Raw genomic sequence first — 17,915 nt, 5'->3', positions numbered from 1 at the left:
TACAGCAGCAGATCTGAGGCGTTGCCGGCGGCGCGTGAAGAAATTAGCTCGAGGGATTCCTGCGTTCGACTCGGTCTGGATTGATGCACTTGTCCAGGCACAGAAAATCACTCCTTTCCAGGCGCGCACTCTGGATTCGGGAACCCCAGAACGCTTAGTCGTTGGGCCCTATTTATTAGTTTCGGAATTAGGTCAGAGCCATAAATCCAGCACCTATGTTGCTAAAGCCCCTGAGAGCACGGAACTCTGTGCCTTAAAAATCACCAAGCCCCAATCTGAGAATCTAAATCAAATTCAGCAAAACTTCCAGAATCTGTTAAAACGCCTACAAGGATTGCAGCACCCGTCTCTAATCCTCCCACGAACCATCAAACAACTCCCCCAGCAATTCGTCATCATTAGTCGATATGGTCCCTCGACAACAGTCGCTGAGCTGCTGATCCGTAGAGGCCGATTTCCGGTGCAGGTCGTACTCGCCATTGGTGCTCAGTTACTCGATGCATTAGCGACGCTGGAAAAACGGAATGTGATCCACGGCGACATCCGTCCTTGGAATGTGCGACTTGCCACAGACGGAACTGCAGCACTGGTCGATACCGGTCTCGAACCGATCCTCTCGCCAGAGCTCACAATTCATTCTTCACTGCCACCGCGCTGTTATGATGGCATCGCACCGGAACTGATCGGCACAGGACAACACCCAAATTCACAAAGCGACCTTTATGCCCTGGGCTGCCTGCTCTGGGAACTGCTGGCAGGCAGACCTCCGTTTACAACCGGGGACCCGCTTGCCAAATTGGCTTGCCATCAGACCAAAACAGTCCCTGATATTCGCAGCTGGGCACCGGAAACTCCCACCGCGATAGCAGAGGCTCTGGTGAAGTTTATTGCCCCTGATCCACAGCAGCGTCCCGCCAACATGCAGGAGGCAAAAAAACTATGGCCCGCTCAACCGCAGTCTGCACGCAAACCCTTACTCAAATTTCACGCCTCATTTCAGAATCAGACACCCCGCGCACACGTTGATTTAACGTCTGGGAAAACGGGGCGACTCCCACTGATCGCAGCGCTGATTTTCGTACTTTCAGGTTTATCGCTGACGCTCCTTGATGAGGGAGCCCGTAGCCAGTTATTAAAAATCACCTCTCAGGTCTCATTCGATCCGCAGACTGTGACTGAGAATAAATCGACGCCCTCAGATGCGCATACCGCCAGTCCTTCTGCCACCGAGCAGATCAGCAGACAATTACTCCCTCCTCCAGATGAAAATGGGATCATTCAATTAGATTCGTTAACTCCTTATGAATCGACAAAAATCACAACCGTAGGCCCACTGACGATTAGAGGAGTCTCTGATGCCCCTGCAATCATTCATATCGAAGATGAAGCCTTCAGCGTTGTGGCAGAACAATTGCATCTGGAAAATGTAATTCTCGTCAGCCAAACCAGCAATCCCCAATCCCCAACGATTCCTGCACAAGAGAGACAACCTGCATCACTTTTAAACGTGACCGCACAAAGCCTGACTCTCAAATCCTGTTTCTTCGCACAACTGAATGATGAAAGCGATTCCGGAACACAAATCAACCGTAGTGCCATTTACTGGAAACCCATTGATGCACAACAACGTACCGGATGCCATTTAGAAATTCACAACACAGTATTCGCAGTAGCCGAGCATGCCATTTACCTCACTCATACTCCTCAAAACCTTGCTTTGAATAACTGTCTGAACATCACTTCACACTCCACGCTGTTCTTCGAACAGCCACCCGAAGTTGACCAGCAAATCAGCATCAGCCTGAAGCATCTCACTCTGCGAAAGTCGGGGCCTCTTCTTTTGTTTCACTGGCTTGATGAGAAAACCATTCCAGGGGCTATCCAAATCGAAAGCCAGGATTGTGTTTTCGACTTAGCGCAATCGCCCCTGATTCAGGTTCTGGGTTCGAAACCACCTGAAAACTGGCTTTCTTCTGTCGATCTGGCTGGAGAAGGTTCGGTCGCTTCCTCAGACATCCGGATCGCAGGCTGGCAGTCAACAGTAAAACAGCCTTTAGAGGAACTGAATACCACCAGTATGCTGATTGAAGGACTGTCGACCGGAAAGTTCAGATATGCAGCTCCGTTGAGCCTCGCTCCGGCTGACTCAGTGATTACAGAAGCGCAGGTTCCTCGAAAATCAGCACTTCCTCCCGGCATTCAAGCCGAAAGGTTCCCTGATTTCTTGTCTCGCCTACAATCACTTGAAAACTAAGAATCAGTCGGAAATATCTCTGAGTGCGCTCCTTGAAGGGAGCAGGGGGGATTGGTAATATCTCTTCCAGTCCTGTTGAAAACTTCTCAGCCGGGATTGACCCAATTAGAATCTCCCGACCTGAAAACGCACACGTTCAAATCTGATGTGACTATGAATATCGACCATGAGTATCGAACAGACATTTCCAGCGGCTGGACGCGTAAACATATTTTAGGACTGCAGGACCTTTCCAAAGACGAACTTAATATCATTCTCAATCAGGCTGCTGAGTTCAAACGCTTAGCTGCAATTGGTGAGACAAAACTAACTCCGCTCGCCGGTACAGTGGTTGCGAATTTATTCTTCGAACCCTCAACCAGAACCCGCATCAGCTTCGGACTGGCTGCAAAGCGATTGAGCGCAGATACCGTCGACTTTACGGCATCTGGCAGTAGCCTCTCGAAAGGGGAAAGTTTTGTCGACACTGCCAAAACAATCGAAGCCATGGGTGTTTCTTACGTCGTTGTCAGACACAAAACTCCCGGCGCCCCACAGCTCCTGGCCCAACATCTCGATGCCAACATTCTGAACGCCGGCGACGGCACTCATGAACACCCTACGCAGGCTCTGCTCGACATTTTCACCATCCGGGAACACTTTGGTAAAATTGAAGGCCTGACAGTCACACTGGTCGGCGATATTCTTCACAGTCGGGTTGCCCGCTCCAATATTTGGGGACTCAAAAAATTGGGAGCGCACGTCATTGTCTGTGGACCGACGACCCTCATGCCCACCGAGCTTTCCCAATTGGATGTTGAAGTTTCTAACAATCTCGACGACGTCCTTGATCGTACGGACTGCCTGAATCTGTTGCGAATTCAGTTTGAACGACAGCGAGGACACTTTTTTCCCTCGATCCGCGAATACGCGCACCTGTTTGGAATGAATAAACAGCGAATCAGCAAAGCTAAAGACGATGTGTTGATCCTGGCACCAGGCCCCATCAACCGTGGTGTTGAAATCACCCCCGACGTGGCTGATGGTCCGCATTCTGTTATTCTGGGACAGGTCAGTAACGGTTTAATCATTCGCATGGCCTGTCTCTACCTACTCCATCTACAGCGTACTGCCTCCTTGGGAATTCCAGGATGAAATCGATTCTAATCAAAAATGGCCGCATCATTGATCCCTCACAAAATCTAGATGTGCAGGGCAATTTGCTGATTGAAGATGCTAAAATTAAAGGCCTGTGTGAAGCGACTACGACGGCAGACGAAGTCATTGATGCCACAGGGCTGATCGTCAGCCCGGGGTTGATTGATCTCCATGTTTCCCTCTGCGAACCCGGATTCGAAGAGGATGAAACGATTGAAAGTGGTACTGCAGCCGCTCTGGCAGGTGGTGTCACATCACTGGGCTGCCTGCCAAACACTTCCCCCGTAGTGGATGATCGTTCTTCAGCAGAATTCATTCTGCTACAGGCCGAACGTGCCGCCAATTGCCACGTGTTCCCTCTGGGGGCAGCAACCAAAAACAACGAAGGGAAAGAACTCGCAGAAATCGGACAACTGGTTGCCGGCCAGGCCGTGGGCTTCACAGATGCAGATCATCCCATTGAAAACGCCGAGATCATGCGGTGTGCGCTGGAATACACGCGGATGTTCGACCGCCCGATATTGAATCGCCCCCAAGTGCCCGATCTGACCGACAAAGGCCAGATGCACGAAGGGTTTCATTCTACGGTCCTGGGATTAAAGGGAATCCCGGCAGCAGCAGAAGAAATCATGGTCAATCGTGATATCGCACTGGCAGAGCTGACTCAGGGACGCATCCACCTGATGTGCATCTCAACCCAAAACAGTGTCGCCCAGATCCGCCGCGCCAAACAGGCAGGCATCCAAGTGACGGCCGATGTCACCCCCCATCATCTGACTCTGACCGACCAGATGCTGGAAACCTACGACCCCAACTACAAAGTTCTCCCCCCTCTGCGTTCTCAGGAACATATCGATGCCCTGATCGAGGGACTCAAAGATGGTACGATTGACGTGATCTGTTCGGATCATACTCCCCACGCCTCTGAGAAAAAAACCGATGAAATCCTGGGAGCCGACTTCGGAATTATCGGGCTGGAAACCCTGCTTCCGGTCTGCATTCAGAGCCTGATTATTCCAGGACATTTATCATGGTCAGAACTCATCAGCAAGCTGACATGTGGTCCGGCAAAGATCCTGGGCCTCTCAAAAGGGACATTGGCCGATGGTGCCGACGCGGATGTCACCCTGATCAATCCGGAAATCAAATATCAGCTGGAGCCGGCTCACCTGAAATCATCTAGCCAAAACACCCCTTTTCTCGGACAAGAACTGCAAGGCAGGGCGGAAATCGTCATTGTCTCCGGCGAAGTTCGCTATCGTGCGGAAAATTAAAAACTTCGACACACAAATTGATCGAAGTTGACGTTCCCCTTAGTATCATCGACAATAGAAGCAGACTTTGGGGTAGCCTGATTGCTTCCAATGGTTCCAAAATCTCTTCAATTAAGCCGGGTTCGGGGTCAATCTATTCTGATTAATCGCTATACTTTTGCTGATTCGTACACAATTCTCTTTCATTGCTTCAATCAAGATCTTGCTTTTCTTTCGTAGGATAAACGAGGATAATGAGAGAGAATCCGAAAATCAGATAATAAAGCCACCAAACCTTTATTCATGACAGAACTTGAGTTTCACTATGCGAAACAAATTATTGATTTGTAATGATTTCCCGCAAAATACCGGTATGATCGGCTGCTTGTTGCTGACAGCGACTTTGCTGTTGCATGGCTGCGGGGCAGAGACATATGAGCAACGACTGAAAGAAACAGCTAAGTATTTCACGTATCAAGATGCCCGAAACCAGGCACTATCCTCCATCTGGTCTTCTCCCGCAGTGAGCCTGAGGGTCCCCATCGAGTTCGAACAGATCAACGCCCCGCTAGTTGCGCCCGTTGCCACTTCGGAAGATTCTGAAGCTGAAGTTCCCGAAGCAACTCCAACGGTTGATCCCAGACAACCTGACTATGCTGATCTTGTTTTACCTGGGCTGGAAGGTGCCTGGCGTATGGAGGTCCCCGTCGATCTCGACAATGAAATCGTCGACCGTCCAGCCTATCTCTATGTTCTCAGCAACTACAGTCTGCTGAAGGAAAAAAACATGGACGACGCTCTTGATTTCTTCAATGCTGTCAACAATCAAATCGCGAGTGCATTTAACCAATTTATCAATAACGAAGATTTTAAAATAGAACGCTATCCAGAAGGAAAAGGATACATTGAGCCGAAATCATTTAATGTTGGGGAATTCAAACCTGAAATGCCAATTGACGGAGTCCCGTATCAATTCCAGATTTTCCAGGTTGAAAGTGGTAATAATCAGTTGGTGATTCTGCTCGTAGCCCCTGAAAACATTACAGGCAGATCTCAAATCAATGAGCATATGAAGTATAGTCTGGAGACTGTCGAATTCGTGTCACCTCAATCCGGTAGTGGCCGATCCGATTCAGCAGCGAGAAGTAGTAAGTTTTAAGTAGAAACTGATTAATTGATTCAGTGCCAACTGAATTCTCCGTCCCTTTCTGATTTAAAGATGAGTCTTTCCAATAGATCTATCTAATCTATGTCATTAATTCACCCTGGTTTATTAGTTGGAATTTTTCTTGCAATAATCCCGGTGATTTTACATTTTCTGCTACGGTCAAAACCCAAAAAACTGATCTTCCCTGCGCTGGCATTGTTGCAGCGGCGAAAAATTCAAAACTCCCGGCGGCTGAAGTTACGACATTTGTGGCTATTATTATTACGAATTCTCGTCATCACAGTCATCGTCATCGCATTGGCCAGACCCGCACTCCCCCCCGCCAATTACAATTTTTCGACATACGAACTGGTAATGCTGCTAACGATCACCTCGATCGCGATTCTGACTTACGCGTTCTTAATGCGACGCTTTCAACAACAAAGACTCTCACAACAAACCTTAAATACCAAACGCACATTTTTAAGAGGCGGAGTGGGAGCCACCGCTTTTCTTCTCTTAGTTTTGCTGGTGCTCTGGCCTTACCAGCGGCGTATCTTCGCTGAAATATCAGAACCACTGCCTGCCGTCGCAGAGAACATTCCGGTAACGGCAGTCTTTTTGTTTGACACCAGCCTCAGCATGGATTATCGACAGGAAAATCGTTCCCGACTTGATCAGGCAAAAGAAATCGCCAGCCAGCACTTGAGTAATCTGCCGTCCCAAAGTCGCGTCTCGGTCCTGAATAGTAGCAGTGAGGATATCTCCCCCTATCAATCAGATCTGTCTGCGGTTCAGTCCCGAATCAAATCTCTGAAAACCTCTGCATACTCACTCTTCCTGGATGACCGCGTACGCACCGCCATCAACCGCCAGGAGGATGACTTCAAACGCAGTCAGGCTGAACAACAGACATCAGCATCAGCACCTGCAGGTTCAGATCAGTATATCAGAGAAATTTATCTCTACACCGATCTTGCCCGTTCCGCCTGGAGAAGCCAGCCTTCACAGTTAATCAAACAGCAATTAGAAAAATTAAAGTGGCTGGGTATTTATGTCATCGATGTGGGAGTCACGAATCCACAAAATATTGGCATTTCACAAATCAAACTCTCACGCGAATCCGTCACGTTGGGAAATTCCGTTTCCTTAAAAACCGAAATCGTTTCATCTGGTATCACAGCCGAAAATACACTCCTGGAGCTCTTCACCCAAAATGAAAAGGGCCAGCTGATCAAACGGGACCAAAGACCACTGTCTACAGTTAACTCCGAAACAGATACCTCAGAGTCGAACAGTACCACTGCATCGAACAGTGGATCGCAACTGGAAATGAATCTTCCCAATATCAGTCAACGCATTACGCAAGGGGAATTGCGGATTACGTCATCAGACCCCTATCTTCCGGATGATGTGCGGTACTTTACTATTGTGGCAGAACCTCCGCCAAGAATTTTGATCGTCAGTCCTGATCTCAATTCGGCACAATTATGGAGTGATGCACTGGCCCCGGAAAAACTCGTGTCGCTCAAGAAAAACCGATATCAATGTCAAGTCGCTTCACTGAATGAAATTGAGACGCTCCCGTTAGAACAATATGCAGCCATTTATCTGATCAATCCCCCGGCGTTGCCGGAAACCGATTGGCGACTCTTTCGCGAATACACTGAGAATGGAGGTGGCGTCTGTTTCATCTTAGGAAGTGACGGCGACGCTCCCGAATCAATGATCGTCTCCTTTAACTCAAAACCAGCCCAGAAACTGCTTCCTCTGGAATTGCTGGGATCACTCAAATTCATTCCACCTGAGTTTTTAGACCTGGAGAATAATAAGCACTCTCTGTTTTCTTATTTTCAAAACCTGGGAGGAACAGCAGAACTCTCTTCAATGGAAGTCAGCCGATACTGGCGTGTGCAACCTGCGAATCGAGGTCAAGTGATTGCAACCTATACGGATTCCAGGCTTTCTCCTGCGATTGTGGAACAACCAGTGGGGCAGGGAAAAGTCGTTGTCATTACAACGGGAGTTGATTCCCAAGGCTGGAGTCAGCTTTTATTCGCACGCTGGTCGTACCTGGCATTCGCCGATCAATTGACCCGCTATCTGATTCACACCAAGTCAAACCGAACAAATTATCTGGCTGGAGAAGTGGCCAGTTACCAATGGCCCGCATCCGTTTCTCCCCCGCAATCCTTTTTATTAAGAACACCGGATTTAAAACAGTTGCCGATTGATGTCAAATCTGGCGCACATCAGGTTTCCATTCCCGAAACCAAAATTGTCGGCCATTATCAACTGAGTGATAATTTCAGTAATCAGACTCGCTTATCAACAGGGTTCAGCGTAAACGCATCACCCGGCGAAAGTAATTTCCAGCCTCTTACTATCGAAGAACTGGATCAGATTTTCGGTAAAAATCGCTATAGCCTGACGCGTGATATGGAGGGACTCAAACGAACCATTCGCACGGGGCGACTGGGAGTCGAAGTCTTTCCACTGCTGACAACCGTGCTTTTGATCTTTTTCTGTCTGGAACATTTTACAGCAAACTTTTTTTATGAAGTTGATCAATCAGCTGAAGCGTCTTCCTGATACCAACGGCAGTCTTCTCGTCTGATAGTTATTTTTTTCGAATCAGTTATGAAACCAATTTTTGAACCAATCTGGTCTTGGCCAATGATGATTCTGATCATCATCGCGCTGATTTCGTTGGTTCTTGTCACATACCCCCCTCGGGTAAAACATTTATCCCCCCAGTTGCGGCGCGCATTGATTGCACTGCGACTGTTCACTGTATTTTTACTCGTCTTCATGCTGCTGCGTCCCGCCATCGAATTGACTGATAAAACAACCAGACAGTCCTGGTTGTACATTCTGGCAGATTCCAGCCGCAGCATGCAGACCGAAGATGGCCCGGGCAGTGTCACGCGACGAAATGAACTGGTCAAAACGCTGAATTCAGTCAAACCGCTGATTGAAAATATGGATAAAAATATAGGAATCAAACGCTTTGATTTCTCTAAAGAACTGATCCCCGTCGAAGAATTCACTCAAGAGGCGACAGGAGAACAGACTGCGATAGGCTACTCTCTGGAAACCATTTCCTCACAGCTACAACAGGAACAGCTTGTTGGCCTGTTATTACTTTCTGATGGGGCAGAACGAACGCTGCCTCCATATGATATCAACGTTAGATCACAGGCCAGCTACTTTGGCGATTCAGGCATCCCGATTTACACAATTGGCTTCGGTTCTTCGACCCTACAGGACACGACGTTAGATCTGGTTCTGGAAAGCCTGGTCATTGATCCGCTGGTATTTGAGAAAAAGACGACCCCAATCAGCGTAAAAGTACGCAGTCTCGGTGCTGAAAACCGCGACCTGACCGTGCGGCTACTGGTGGAAGATCGCACGGGTAAGAAAAATGGGGAAGCAGGCCAGATGATTCCCGCGCCGGCTTTGAGTAATTCGCGGGTCATAACACAGATTCATCCGACCCAGAACAATCAGCTCGATACAGTAGAACTGTTCTGGACACCAGAAATACCGGGCGAATATAAAATTGCTGTCGAAGTGGTGCCGCTGGAAGGTGAAATCAAACAGACCAATAACCGCCTGGAAACAATTGTCACCGTGCAAAAAGGGGGCTTACAGGTCGCCTATTTTGATTCACTGCGTCCGGAACAAAAATTCATCCGCTCAATGAATGACCCCAAGATCCAGCTGGACTATTTCCCAATCGGAAGTGGTTTTTCCGGCAATCCCAAAACAATCAATTTGAATTTGAATGACCTCACGAAATACGATGTCTTTATTATTGGAGATGTTCCCGCCGAACTCCTCGGGCCAACTGCAATTCGCAAAATTGCTGCCCGGGTCGATCAGGGAGCCGGCCTGTTAATGACGGGGGGATACCACAGTTTCGGACCGGGAGGCTACGCAGATACACCGCTGGATAACTTCATCCCGGTTCAAATGCGCGCCAGTGAAAAACAGGCGGGCAATAATATCGCCAAAGATCTGCACTATTTTCAGGACCTGAAAATGGTCCCGACGTCATTAGGTTTACAAAGATACGTGATGCAGCTGGACAGTTCTGCCGCCGCTAATCAGCGTATGTGGAATTCTCTGGCTCCCCTGAAAGGGGCAAACCGTTTAAGAAAAAAACACGACTTGGTGGAAGTCCTGGCTCAATCCTCGGGCAATGAAGCGGTGCCACTCCTGTTTGCCTCTGACGTCGGAGGCGCACGAGTGATGGCATTTGCCGGAGACACGACTTTTCAATGGTTCCTCTCCGGCAATCGCAGAGAACATGAACGATTCTGGCGACAGATGATTCTCTGGTTGGCTCATAAAGAAAATGATACAGAACAGAGCGTCTGGGCACGCGTCTCTCCCAGAAACGTCCCCCCTGGAGCACACGTTCCGATACAATTCGGTGCACGTGATGCAGAAGGCAAACCTGTTTCCGATGTCAAATTCACCGTCCAGGTGAAAGGTCCTTCCGGAAAATCCAGTCAGATGGAATCAATGAGCACGGGCGAATCATCATCAACGACATTTTCACAAACTAAAGAACCAGGCGATTACTGGGTCACTGTACATGCCGAAAAAAATGGTGTCTCTCTTGGATTTGACGCCACGACCAGGTTCATCGTCGATCCCCGCGACCTGGAATTAGACAACCCCGCAGCCGACTATTCATTGCTGGAAACAATTGCTTCTCTTTCCGGGGGCAGTGCGCTTCCGCCCGAAGAACTGGAAAGTTTTCTGACACGCATGAATAAAGAGAAATCATGGAACAACGGCCTGATAAGGTACAGACGGATATCACTCTGGGATAACTGGTATTTCCTGGGACTGTTCGTACTGATGCTTAGCGGGGAATGGTTTTTACGAAAAAAGAAGGGGCTGGTTTAACAGCTATTGAGGATTTGTTTACAAATCTCCCGAAAAAAACGGCAAAAACGAATCTCGCGAAAAATTCCGGAACATTAATACCACAGCTGGCGTCGATCATTCTATAATGGTAACGGGAGAACACGCAGGGGTTTCTTTTTCAAAGACAGGCATTTCATGTCAACGGCATCTGAATCGTCATCATCAACAGAAAATCGATCTGGACATTACGCCAAGTTCGATGAATACGTGGATTATCAGGTTTCGAAAACGGGCTCCCATATCAAAGCCAACGACCTGCTGACCACCGCCGTGGGGATCTCGACCATTTTTCTTGGCTACCTGCTGATTTTTGTCGTCAGCGACCACTGGCTCATTAAAGGTGGGTTTGGACATTCGGCCCGTTTACTGATGTTGGCAGGTGTCGTAATTGCCTGTTTGGGCTGGGCAGTCTGGAAACTCGTCTTGCCCTATTTCAAAAAAGTAACACGCCTATATTCAGCACACGCATTGGAACAGACTTCCGAAGAGATGGAAGGCTCACTACTGAATCTGATCGATTTGAAAAAATCAGAACGCCCCGTAAATCCAGAGATCATCAACTCACTGGAAAAGAAAGCCGCTTTAACACTTTCCAAGACCGACACCGATCAGGCCGTCGATCGTCGTCCCTTAATGCGACTTTCGTATGGACTATTGGCCGTTGTGGCTCTTTTATGCTTCTACGCCTTGTTCTCCCCCAAAGAAATATGGCCTTCGCTTTCTGCAGCGATGTCGTTTTCCCCACAGAGAGAATTTGCCACACAAACTCAAATCAATTCCGTCACACCGGGAGATACAGAAGTTCTCTCAGGTAGTCAACTGGAAGTGATCGTTGATCTACGCGGCGAAGTCCCTGAGAAAGTCGTCCTTTATTACACGTCCAGCGACCAAGGCAGAGTCAATGAGCCTGTCACGCTACGCTCGATGGATGACACATTAAAACGTTATCAAGGTGTGATTGTGGGCGTGAATGGCCGAGGCATCCGACAGGATTTAACCTACCATGTCGAAGCAGGTGACGCTGTTTCTGAAGAGTACCAGGTCAATGTGATCCAACCGCCGTCCGCCACAATCCATTCGGTTCGGTATGAATACCCCCAGTACATGAATCTCGTACCGGTTGAACAGCCCGGCGGGGCCATTGATGCCTGGGAAGGGACAAAGGTCACCGTTGACGCGACCACGAATATGCCGATCACTTCATTCGAAGTACTATTCTCGGATGAAGAAGATTCTGAGTCCCTGCTGGAGGAATTCCGGGTCGAGAAAACCATCGAAAAGAACACGATTACCGCATCCTGGAAATTAAAGCTGCGTGCCGATGGCAGCTTCCCCCACTTCTATCAGATCAAATGCCGGAACGAAGCAGGGCAGACAACGCTTTCACCGACAGTCTATCCACTGGTGATTCGCCCCGATTTACCTCCGGAAATCACCTTACTTTCGCCAAAACAGGATTTGAAACTTCCCGCCAATGGCACAGTTCCCATTTCTGTCGCAGCGGAAGATCCGGATTTTAAAATTCGCTATCTCAACTTGAGAGTCGACAAAGAACAAATCCGGATTCTGGATAAAACCATTTTTGAAGGCGCTCAGCAGAGTGTGGGATTGAACCATGATTTTGCCTTGGAGCGTTTGCGTCTCACTCCAGGAGACACCATTTACTTCTGGGTAGAAGCCCGCGACAACAAACATCCTTCAGGAAACCGGAAAAACACACCGAAAATCAAAATTGATATTTTAGAACCCGTCTCACGAGAAGAAGCCCAAAAACAGCTTCAGGAACAAAAGCAAAAATCGGCGCAAGAAAAACAGAAATCAGATCCACAGCAGAAAAAACAGCCAAAGCAGGGAGACAGTAAAGAGTCACAGCCCGGGAATAAACCCGCTTCGCAGCCAATGCCCAACCAATCAGAGAAAGGCAAGTCCGGTGAAGAGGGCTCCAAGGAAGGGAACCAGAGCAAAGAAGGAACGGGTCAGAACAAACCTGACAAACAAGGCCAACAGCAATCAGATCCGAATAATCCACAAAAACCCAAGGATTCAGGCGCTAAGCCGAATCAACAAAATTCGGAAGAGAAACAAGGCTTGGATAGTGACGGCAAAGACGATCAGGAAGCAATCAAAAAGATCTTGGAACAATTGAAAAAAGAAGGACAACAACCAGAGCCAGACTCAAATCAGAAACAACCTGGTTCCGAGAAATCAGAACCCGGTGATTCGTCTGCAGATCAAAATATGCAGGATCAGAAATCGTCAAGCTCTTCACAAAAACCAAAACAATCTCCTTCAAAATCATCCGAGAATTCCCAAGGGACTCCTGATGGTTCAGAAAACAAGAATTCCGCAGCCCAGCCTTCATCCAAGTCAAACAAGCCGGATCAAAATCCAAAAGGAGAACAGAAGCCCAATCAAAGTGGCCCGGTGCCCCAAGGAAAAAAAGAACAGTCTGAACCTACCAATGATGCAATGAAGACAAAATCAGACGAGAAGACCGGAGGCAAAGGAACGCCCCAACACGATCCCAATGCGAAGCCCGAGAAAAGCAGTCAGAATGTAGAGCGGGATCCTAAAGACAAACCCGCAATGCGGCCTGGCAAAAAAAATGAGTCTCAAACGAATAACTCGCAACAAAAACCCAATCCGGATGGCAGTCAGAATCCCTCATCAGAAAAACCGGGCGATCCTACGAAAAATAAACCTCAGGACGGCATGAGAAAACCGGCGAATTCAAATCAGAATCCGTCACCTTCAGGTCAGCAAAAACCATCGAATCAGAATCCATCCAAACAAAAACAAGACCAGCCCGATGGTTCGAATGAACCTCCAAAAGGCAAAAATAATCCCACTGATCAAAAATCAAAACGGCCTCAAGATGGGGAAAGTGGTAACAGTTCGCAGAACGACCAGGGACAGTCTGGCAGTAAACAGTCAGGTAAAGGTGATTCCACTGGACAAAAAGGGAATCAGGAACCGGGCTCCAAGAAAGAGGCATCCGACTCCAAGCCGTCTATGGATCAAAACCAGTCCGGCAAAAAGAGTGGACAGGAATCGTCGGGAAAAAGCAAATCCGGAGCAGGCAAAAAAGGCTCCCAATCCAGTGAGAAGGGCGGCTCTTCACAAGGGCAGGGCTCCGGCAAATCCAAAAGTGATCCAAAGTCGGGAGCTGGCTCCAGCACAGGATCGAAATCAAATGATCCTCAAGGAAGCAGTGCCACGAACGGAGGGGCAAGCAGTGCCGAAGGAGATTCGAATGCGAGTTCAGGACAGAGCCCCAGTCTCCCCGATGCCGAAGATGCCAATCTGGAATATGGTAAGGAAGCCGCCAATCTGGTTCTAAAACGAATCAAAGATGAACTCAAACGCAAAGACGTGGATCAGGATCTGCTAAACGAACTGGGCTGGACCAAAGAAGAAATGCAGAAGTTTTCTGAACGTTTGCAAAAGCAACTCCAGACACCAGACAACAAACAAATGACACCGGAATCACTGGCTCGGAAACGTCAGTTTGAAGAGATGTTAAAATCACTCCAACCCGCTTCCCGTGCAGCCCAACGCGAGCGAACAAGCACACGCAAACAAACCAATGAAAGCCTTGGACCCCGTCGACTACCGGTTCCCGAAGAATACCGGGAAGCCTACGAGGCATTTACTCGAGGCCTATCAGAGAAAAAAGTACCCGCTGACAAATAAACCTGCTTATGATAAGAGCAGTTCCAGATCGTCGCTCGACAGATTCTTGAGTACGCTCTGATTTTCTTCCAGAATCGCGTCTGCCAATTCCCGTTTCTGCTGCTGCAGCTCAGTAATCTTTTCTTCAACCGTATTGCGGCAAATCAGTTTGTAGGCAAAGACACGTTTTGTTTGCCCAACTCGATGCGCCCGGTCGATGGCCTGAGTTTCCACAGCCGGGTTCCACCAGGGATCGAGAATAAATACATAGTCGGCGGCTGTCAGGTTCAACCCTAAACCTCCGGCTTTCAAACTGATCAGGAAGACACCACAGTCTTTATCTGTCTGAAATCGATCGACGCGCTCCTTGCGGTCACGAGTCTGACCATCCAGGTATTCGTAGACCACATTTTTCTGATCCAGATGCTCCTGCACAATGGACAACATGCTGGTAAATTGCGAGAAGACAAGTGCTTTATGACCTTCTTCAATTAATTCTTCCAGATGCGGGATCAAAACATCCATTTTCGCGGAGGCATCCAGAGCCTGACCACGTTCCAGGAGAGCAGGGTGGCAGGCTGCCTGCCGCAGACGCAGCAGGGCTTCCAGTACATGGATTTTGGTCTTACCCAGCCCCTTCGACTCCACCATGCCCAGAATCGAGTCACGGTAGTGCTGTCTAAGTTCGTCGTAAAGCCGAGATTGATCTTTACCCATATCGCAGTACAAGGTCTGTTCTACCTTTTCAGGCAACTCGTTCGCGACCTGCTCTTTGGTCCGTCTTAAGATAAAAGGCCGCAATGCATTTCCCAACAGAACACGTGCATTCTTATCTTCAATATCATTCGTATACGCTTTAAATACAGAACTGCGTCCCAGCATCCCTGGATTGAGAAATTCAAAGATCGACCAGAGATCACCCAAATGGTTTTCAACGGGGGTACCACTTAATGCCAGTCTATGTTTTGCCTGGAGCAGGCGTGATGCTTTCGCGACCTGTGATCCTGAATTTTTAATCATCTGAGCTTCGTCGAGAACAGCATAGTCAAACTGGATATCCTTTATCTGCGTAATATCCCGACGCATGGTTCCATAAGTCGTTAATACCAGATCATAGTCCGTTAATTGTTCAACCAGCTTACTTCGGTCCCCCCCCGCGTATTCAATCACTTTCAGTTCCGGGGTAAACTTCGCTGCTTCTTGAATCCAGTTAAACATCAGCGATTTCGGGACGACTGCTAAAGAAGGGAGATGTTCCTCACGTGCATGTTTGCGTCTTAGCAATAAGGCAAGTAGCTGAACCGTTTTACCCAGCCCCATATCATCAGCCAGACAGCCTCCAAAGTGGAAATCCTGTAAAAACTGAAGCCACCCTAAACCTTCGAGTTGATATTTACGTAATCCCCCCTCAAATCCAGCAGGTTCCTTATCGATAGAAATCCCCGAGAAGGAACGAATTTTCTCACGAATCTCGTCAAATTTCTCGTCCGTTTCGACGAATTCCTGAGCATTGAGCAGTGCATCCAGCAGAGCTACCTGATTGGGTGCAAAGCGAAGATGATCTTCGTCGGTGACTCCAATGCCGGCGAGAATCCCATACTGTTCGATCCATTCTTCCGGAAGAATCCCCAGAGAACCATCGTCGAGTCTGATGGAAGAATCACCGCGTGCCAATGCGGAAAGAAGTTCTGGAAATTGAACTGTCTGGCCTTCAAAATCGATGTCTGCATGCAGTTCAAACCAGTCAATACCTGACTGAACTTTGAAGAGCATATTTGTTGGCTGATGAACCTGTTTTCCGTCTGCCCGAACAGCCCAGCCTTCTTTGATCAAATCTCGAACCGCATTGCCCAGATCGCGCGCGGAGATTTCAACGTCGCGCCCTTGAATCCGACGATCTAATAACCGGCGAAATCCACTGTCCTGCAGCAGAGTCCAGGCCTTCGATTCTTTTTCTCGATCTCGGAGGATACAACGTTTTTCCTCTCGATCAACGATGGCCCATTGCGTACTTGAACCAGAAACTAGGTGCTCCAGATAGTTAAAATGGACTTCCCCGTACAGGCGGTCCTGTTGCCAGCGTTTTTTCTGAGGGGAATGAATTAACAATTCAGGCTGAGGCTCACAGGTAACTTCCTCAAGATGCAATTCATCCGGTAATTCCAGTCTGGGCAAAACCGGCATATCCAGTAGGCGATCAACCAGTTCCTGTTGTTCTCCATCGTCCACTTCAATCGTCTGGTTCTGCTGGATCATTTTAATCCAGGGAAACGCATCATAATCTTCCAATGGTGTAATCTTATCGTGAGTTAAGACCAGACCACCCGCAACGATCAATCGAGCCGAGGAAATTTCCAGAACTTCATCGCCGCGTTTTAAATGACCGCTCAACTTCCAGTTGGATTCATTCCTGTCCTGCTGGACTCCCATACAAAATTCCCAGGAATTCTCACCATCCCAGATGAGCGAATCAACATCATCAGGCTGACGGTCCATGTAACGAACATGCCCCGTTCCACACATCAGAGGCAAGATTAATTCGCACAACTCAAAGGGAATCCGATATCGAAAAGCTGCCACTTGCGTCTCGGTCTGCTGTGCCCTCCAGTTTGTTCGTTCGGGAGTCCCTCCCGAGAGGTAAGCAAGAATCCGGCGATCATCTTCATGTTCGACTTCTTGCAGTTGACCTGCCTTCAGTTTGAGAGGCTTTAGTTTACCCCACTGACCATTCGCCCGACGTTGTCGTTGAGAAGTCTGAACGACAAGTTGCCCTGACTCCTGACTCTCTTCGATATCAATCTCATAGAAGATTTCACGTTCCTGCTGCGTCGTCTTCGAGAGGACCGGCGCCATTACAAACTCATTCTTGAGTTCGACTAACCGCGATTCCCATTCACGCAAGCGGGGCTTTGAAGAAACAGCAGTCGACTGGCTGCTACCAGATTTTGTCTTTCTTGATCGCGGACTTCCGATTTCAAAGTCTGCCGGCATCGAGAAGTCTAAATCATCCGCTTCGTCATCAAATGAGAGCGGTGCATTTTCGATGATAAACGGAGGAATGTAGCCCGGTTTAACAGCTCCAGTCAGATAACCTGCTTCATCAACGGCCAGAATCGAAGCCCAAAGATGCTTACAGACATTGAATTTTTGAAACTGATCGCAGGTACAATATGTCTTTAAGTTGCCGTCATCCCGTGATAATTGTGTCTGATATTCGACACCATCACGGACAACGGCAAAGATATGATCGGCTGTAATTCGAGTCAGTTCAACACGTTCCGCTTCAATATAAGCGGCACCGCGAAAACGGATATCTGCACGAAATTGATTTTCAAGCAACTCTGCCAACGTCATGGACGGCCTCCTGCCTGATCCCAAAACGCAATTCGCATTCTTGAGACTCTCTCATTTATCTGCATAAGTCAGTCCTGAATCGATCTTGGACCAACGATATTATCGGTCGGAACATAATATTTCTGATCTTTTGACTTTCACAAAAAAAGTCGAAAAG

At 48.3% G+C, this 17,915-nt stretch carries 8 protein-coding genes; 7 read left to right on the top strand and 1 reads right to left on the bottom strand.

Features of this window, described 5'->3' with window-relative positions; all coding sequences use genetic code 11:
* The first annotated feature begins 34 nt into the window (after nt 1-34).
* The 7 genes from Pan241w_RS12085 to Pan241w_RS12055 all read left to right on the top strand — a co-directional run bounded on the left by Pan241w_RS12085 (nt 35) and on the right by Pan241w_RS12055 (nt 14,425).
* The gene (locus Pan241w_RS12085) at nt 35-2,254 is read left to right on the top strand and encodes a serine/threonine protein kinase (protein WP_198000481.1); all 2,220 of its coding nucleotides are present in this window, start codon (nt 35-37) and stop codon (nt 2,252-2,254) included.
* A gap of 153 nt (nt 2,255-2,407) precedes the next feature.
* A complete protein-coding gene (locus Pan241w_RS12080; RefSeq protein ID WP_145223371.1) occupies nt 2,408-3,388 on the top strand; it encodes an aspartate carbamoyltransferase catalytic subunit in 981 nt (326 codons plus the stop codon).
* A complete protein-coding gene (locus Pan241w_RS12075) occupies nt 3,385-4,665 on the top strand; it encodes a dihydroorotase (RefSeq protein ID WP_145215694.1) in 1,281 nt (426 codons plus the stop codon). Before Pan241w_RS12080 ends, Pan241w_RS12075 begins: the two co-directional genes overlap by 4 nt.
* Nucleotides 4,666-4,969: 304 nt before the next feature.
* Nucleotides 4,970-5,803, top strand: coding sequence for a hypothetical protein (locus tag Pan241w_RS12070; protein ID WP_145215691.1), 834 nt, complete (start codon nt 4,970-4,972; stop codon nt 5,801-5,803).
* A 90-nt stretch (nt 5,804-5,893) separates the two neighbouring features.
* Entirely contained in the window at nt 5,894-8,383 is a 2,490-nt protein-coding gene (locus tag Pan241w_RS12065) for a vWA domain-containing protein (RefSeq protein WP_145215688.1), read from the top strand.
* Nucleotides 8,384-8,467: 84 nt separating this feature from the next.
* Nucleotides 8,468-10,711, top strand: a complete 2,244-nt coding sequence (locus tag Pan241w_RS12060; protein WP_198000480.1) for a hypothetical protein — start codon at nt 8,468-8,470, stop codon at nt 10,709-10,711.
* Nucleotides 10,712-10,867: 156 nt separating this feature from the next.
* Nucleotides 10,868-14,425, top strand: a complete 3,558-nt coding sequence (locus Pan241w_RS12055; protein ID WP_145215682.1) for a hypothetical protein — start codon at nt 10,868-10,870, stop codon at nt 14,423-14,425.
* Nucleotides 14,426-14,431: 6 nt separating this feature from the next.
* Here Pan241w_RS12055 and Pan241w_RS12050 read toward each other — a convergent pair whose 3' ends face one another.
* Nucleotides 14,432-17,758, bottom strand: a complete 3,327-nt coding sequence (locus Pan241w_RS12050; protein ID WP_145215679.1) for a DEAD/DEAH box helicase — start codon at nt 17,756-17,758, stop codon at nt 14,432-14,434.
* Nucleotides 17,759-17,915: the final 157 nt, after the last annotated feature.

This window comes from Gimesia alba (assembly GCF_007744675.1).
Lineage (GTDB): Bacteria > Planctomycetota > Planctomycetia > Planctomycetales > Planctomycetaceae > Gimesia > Gimesia alba.
Note: the sequence above shows the minus strand (reverse complement) of the source record. Positions and strands in the feature narration are given on the sequence as shown.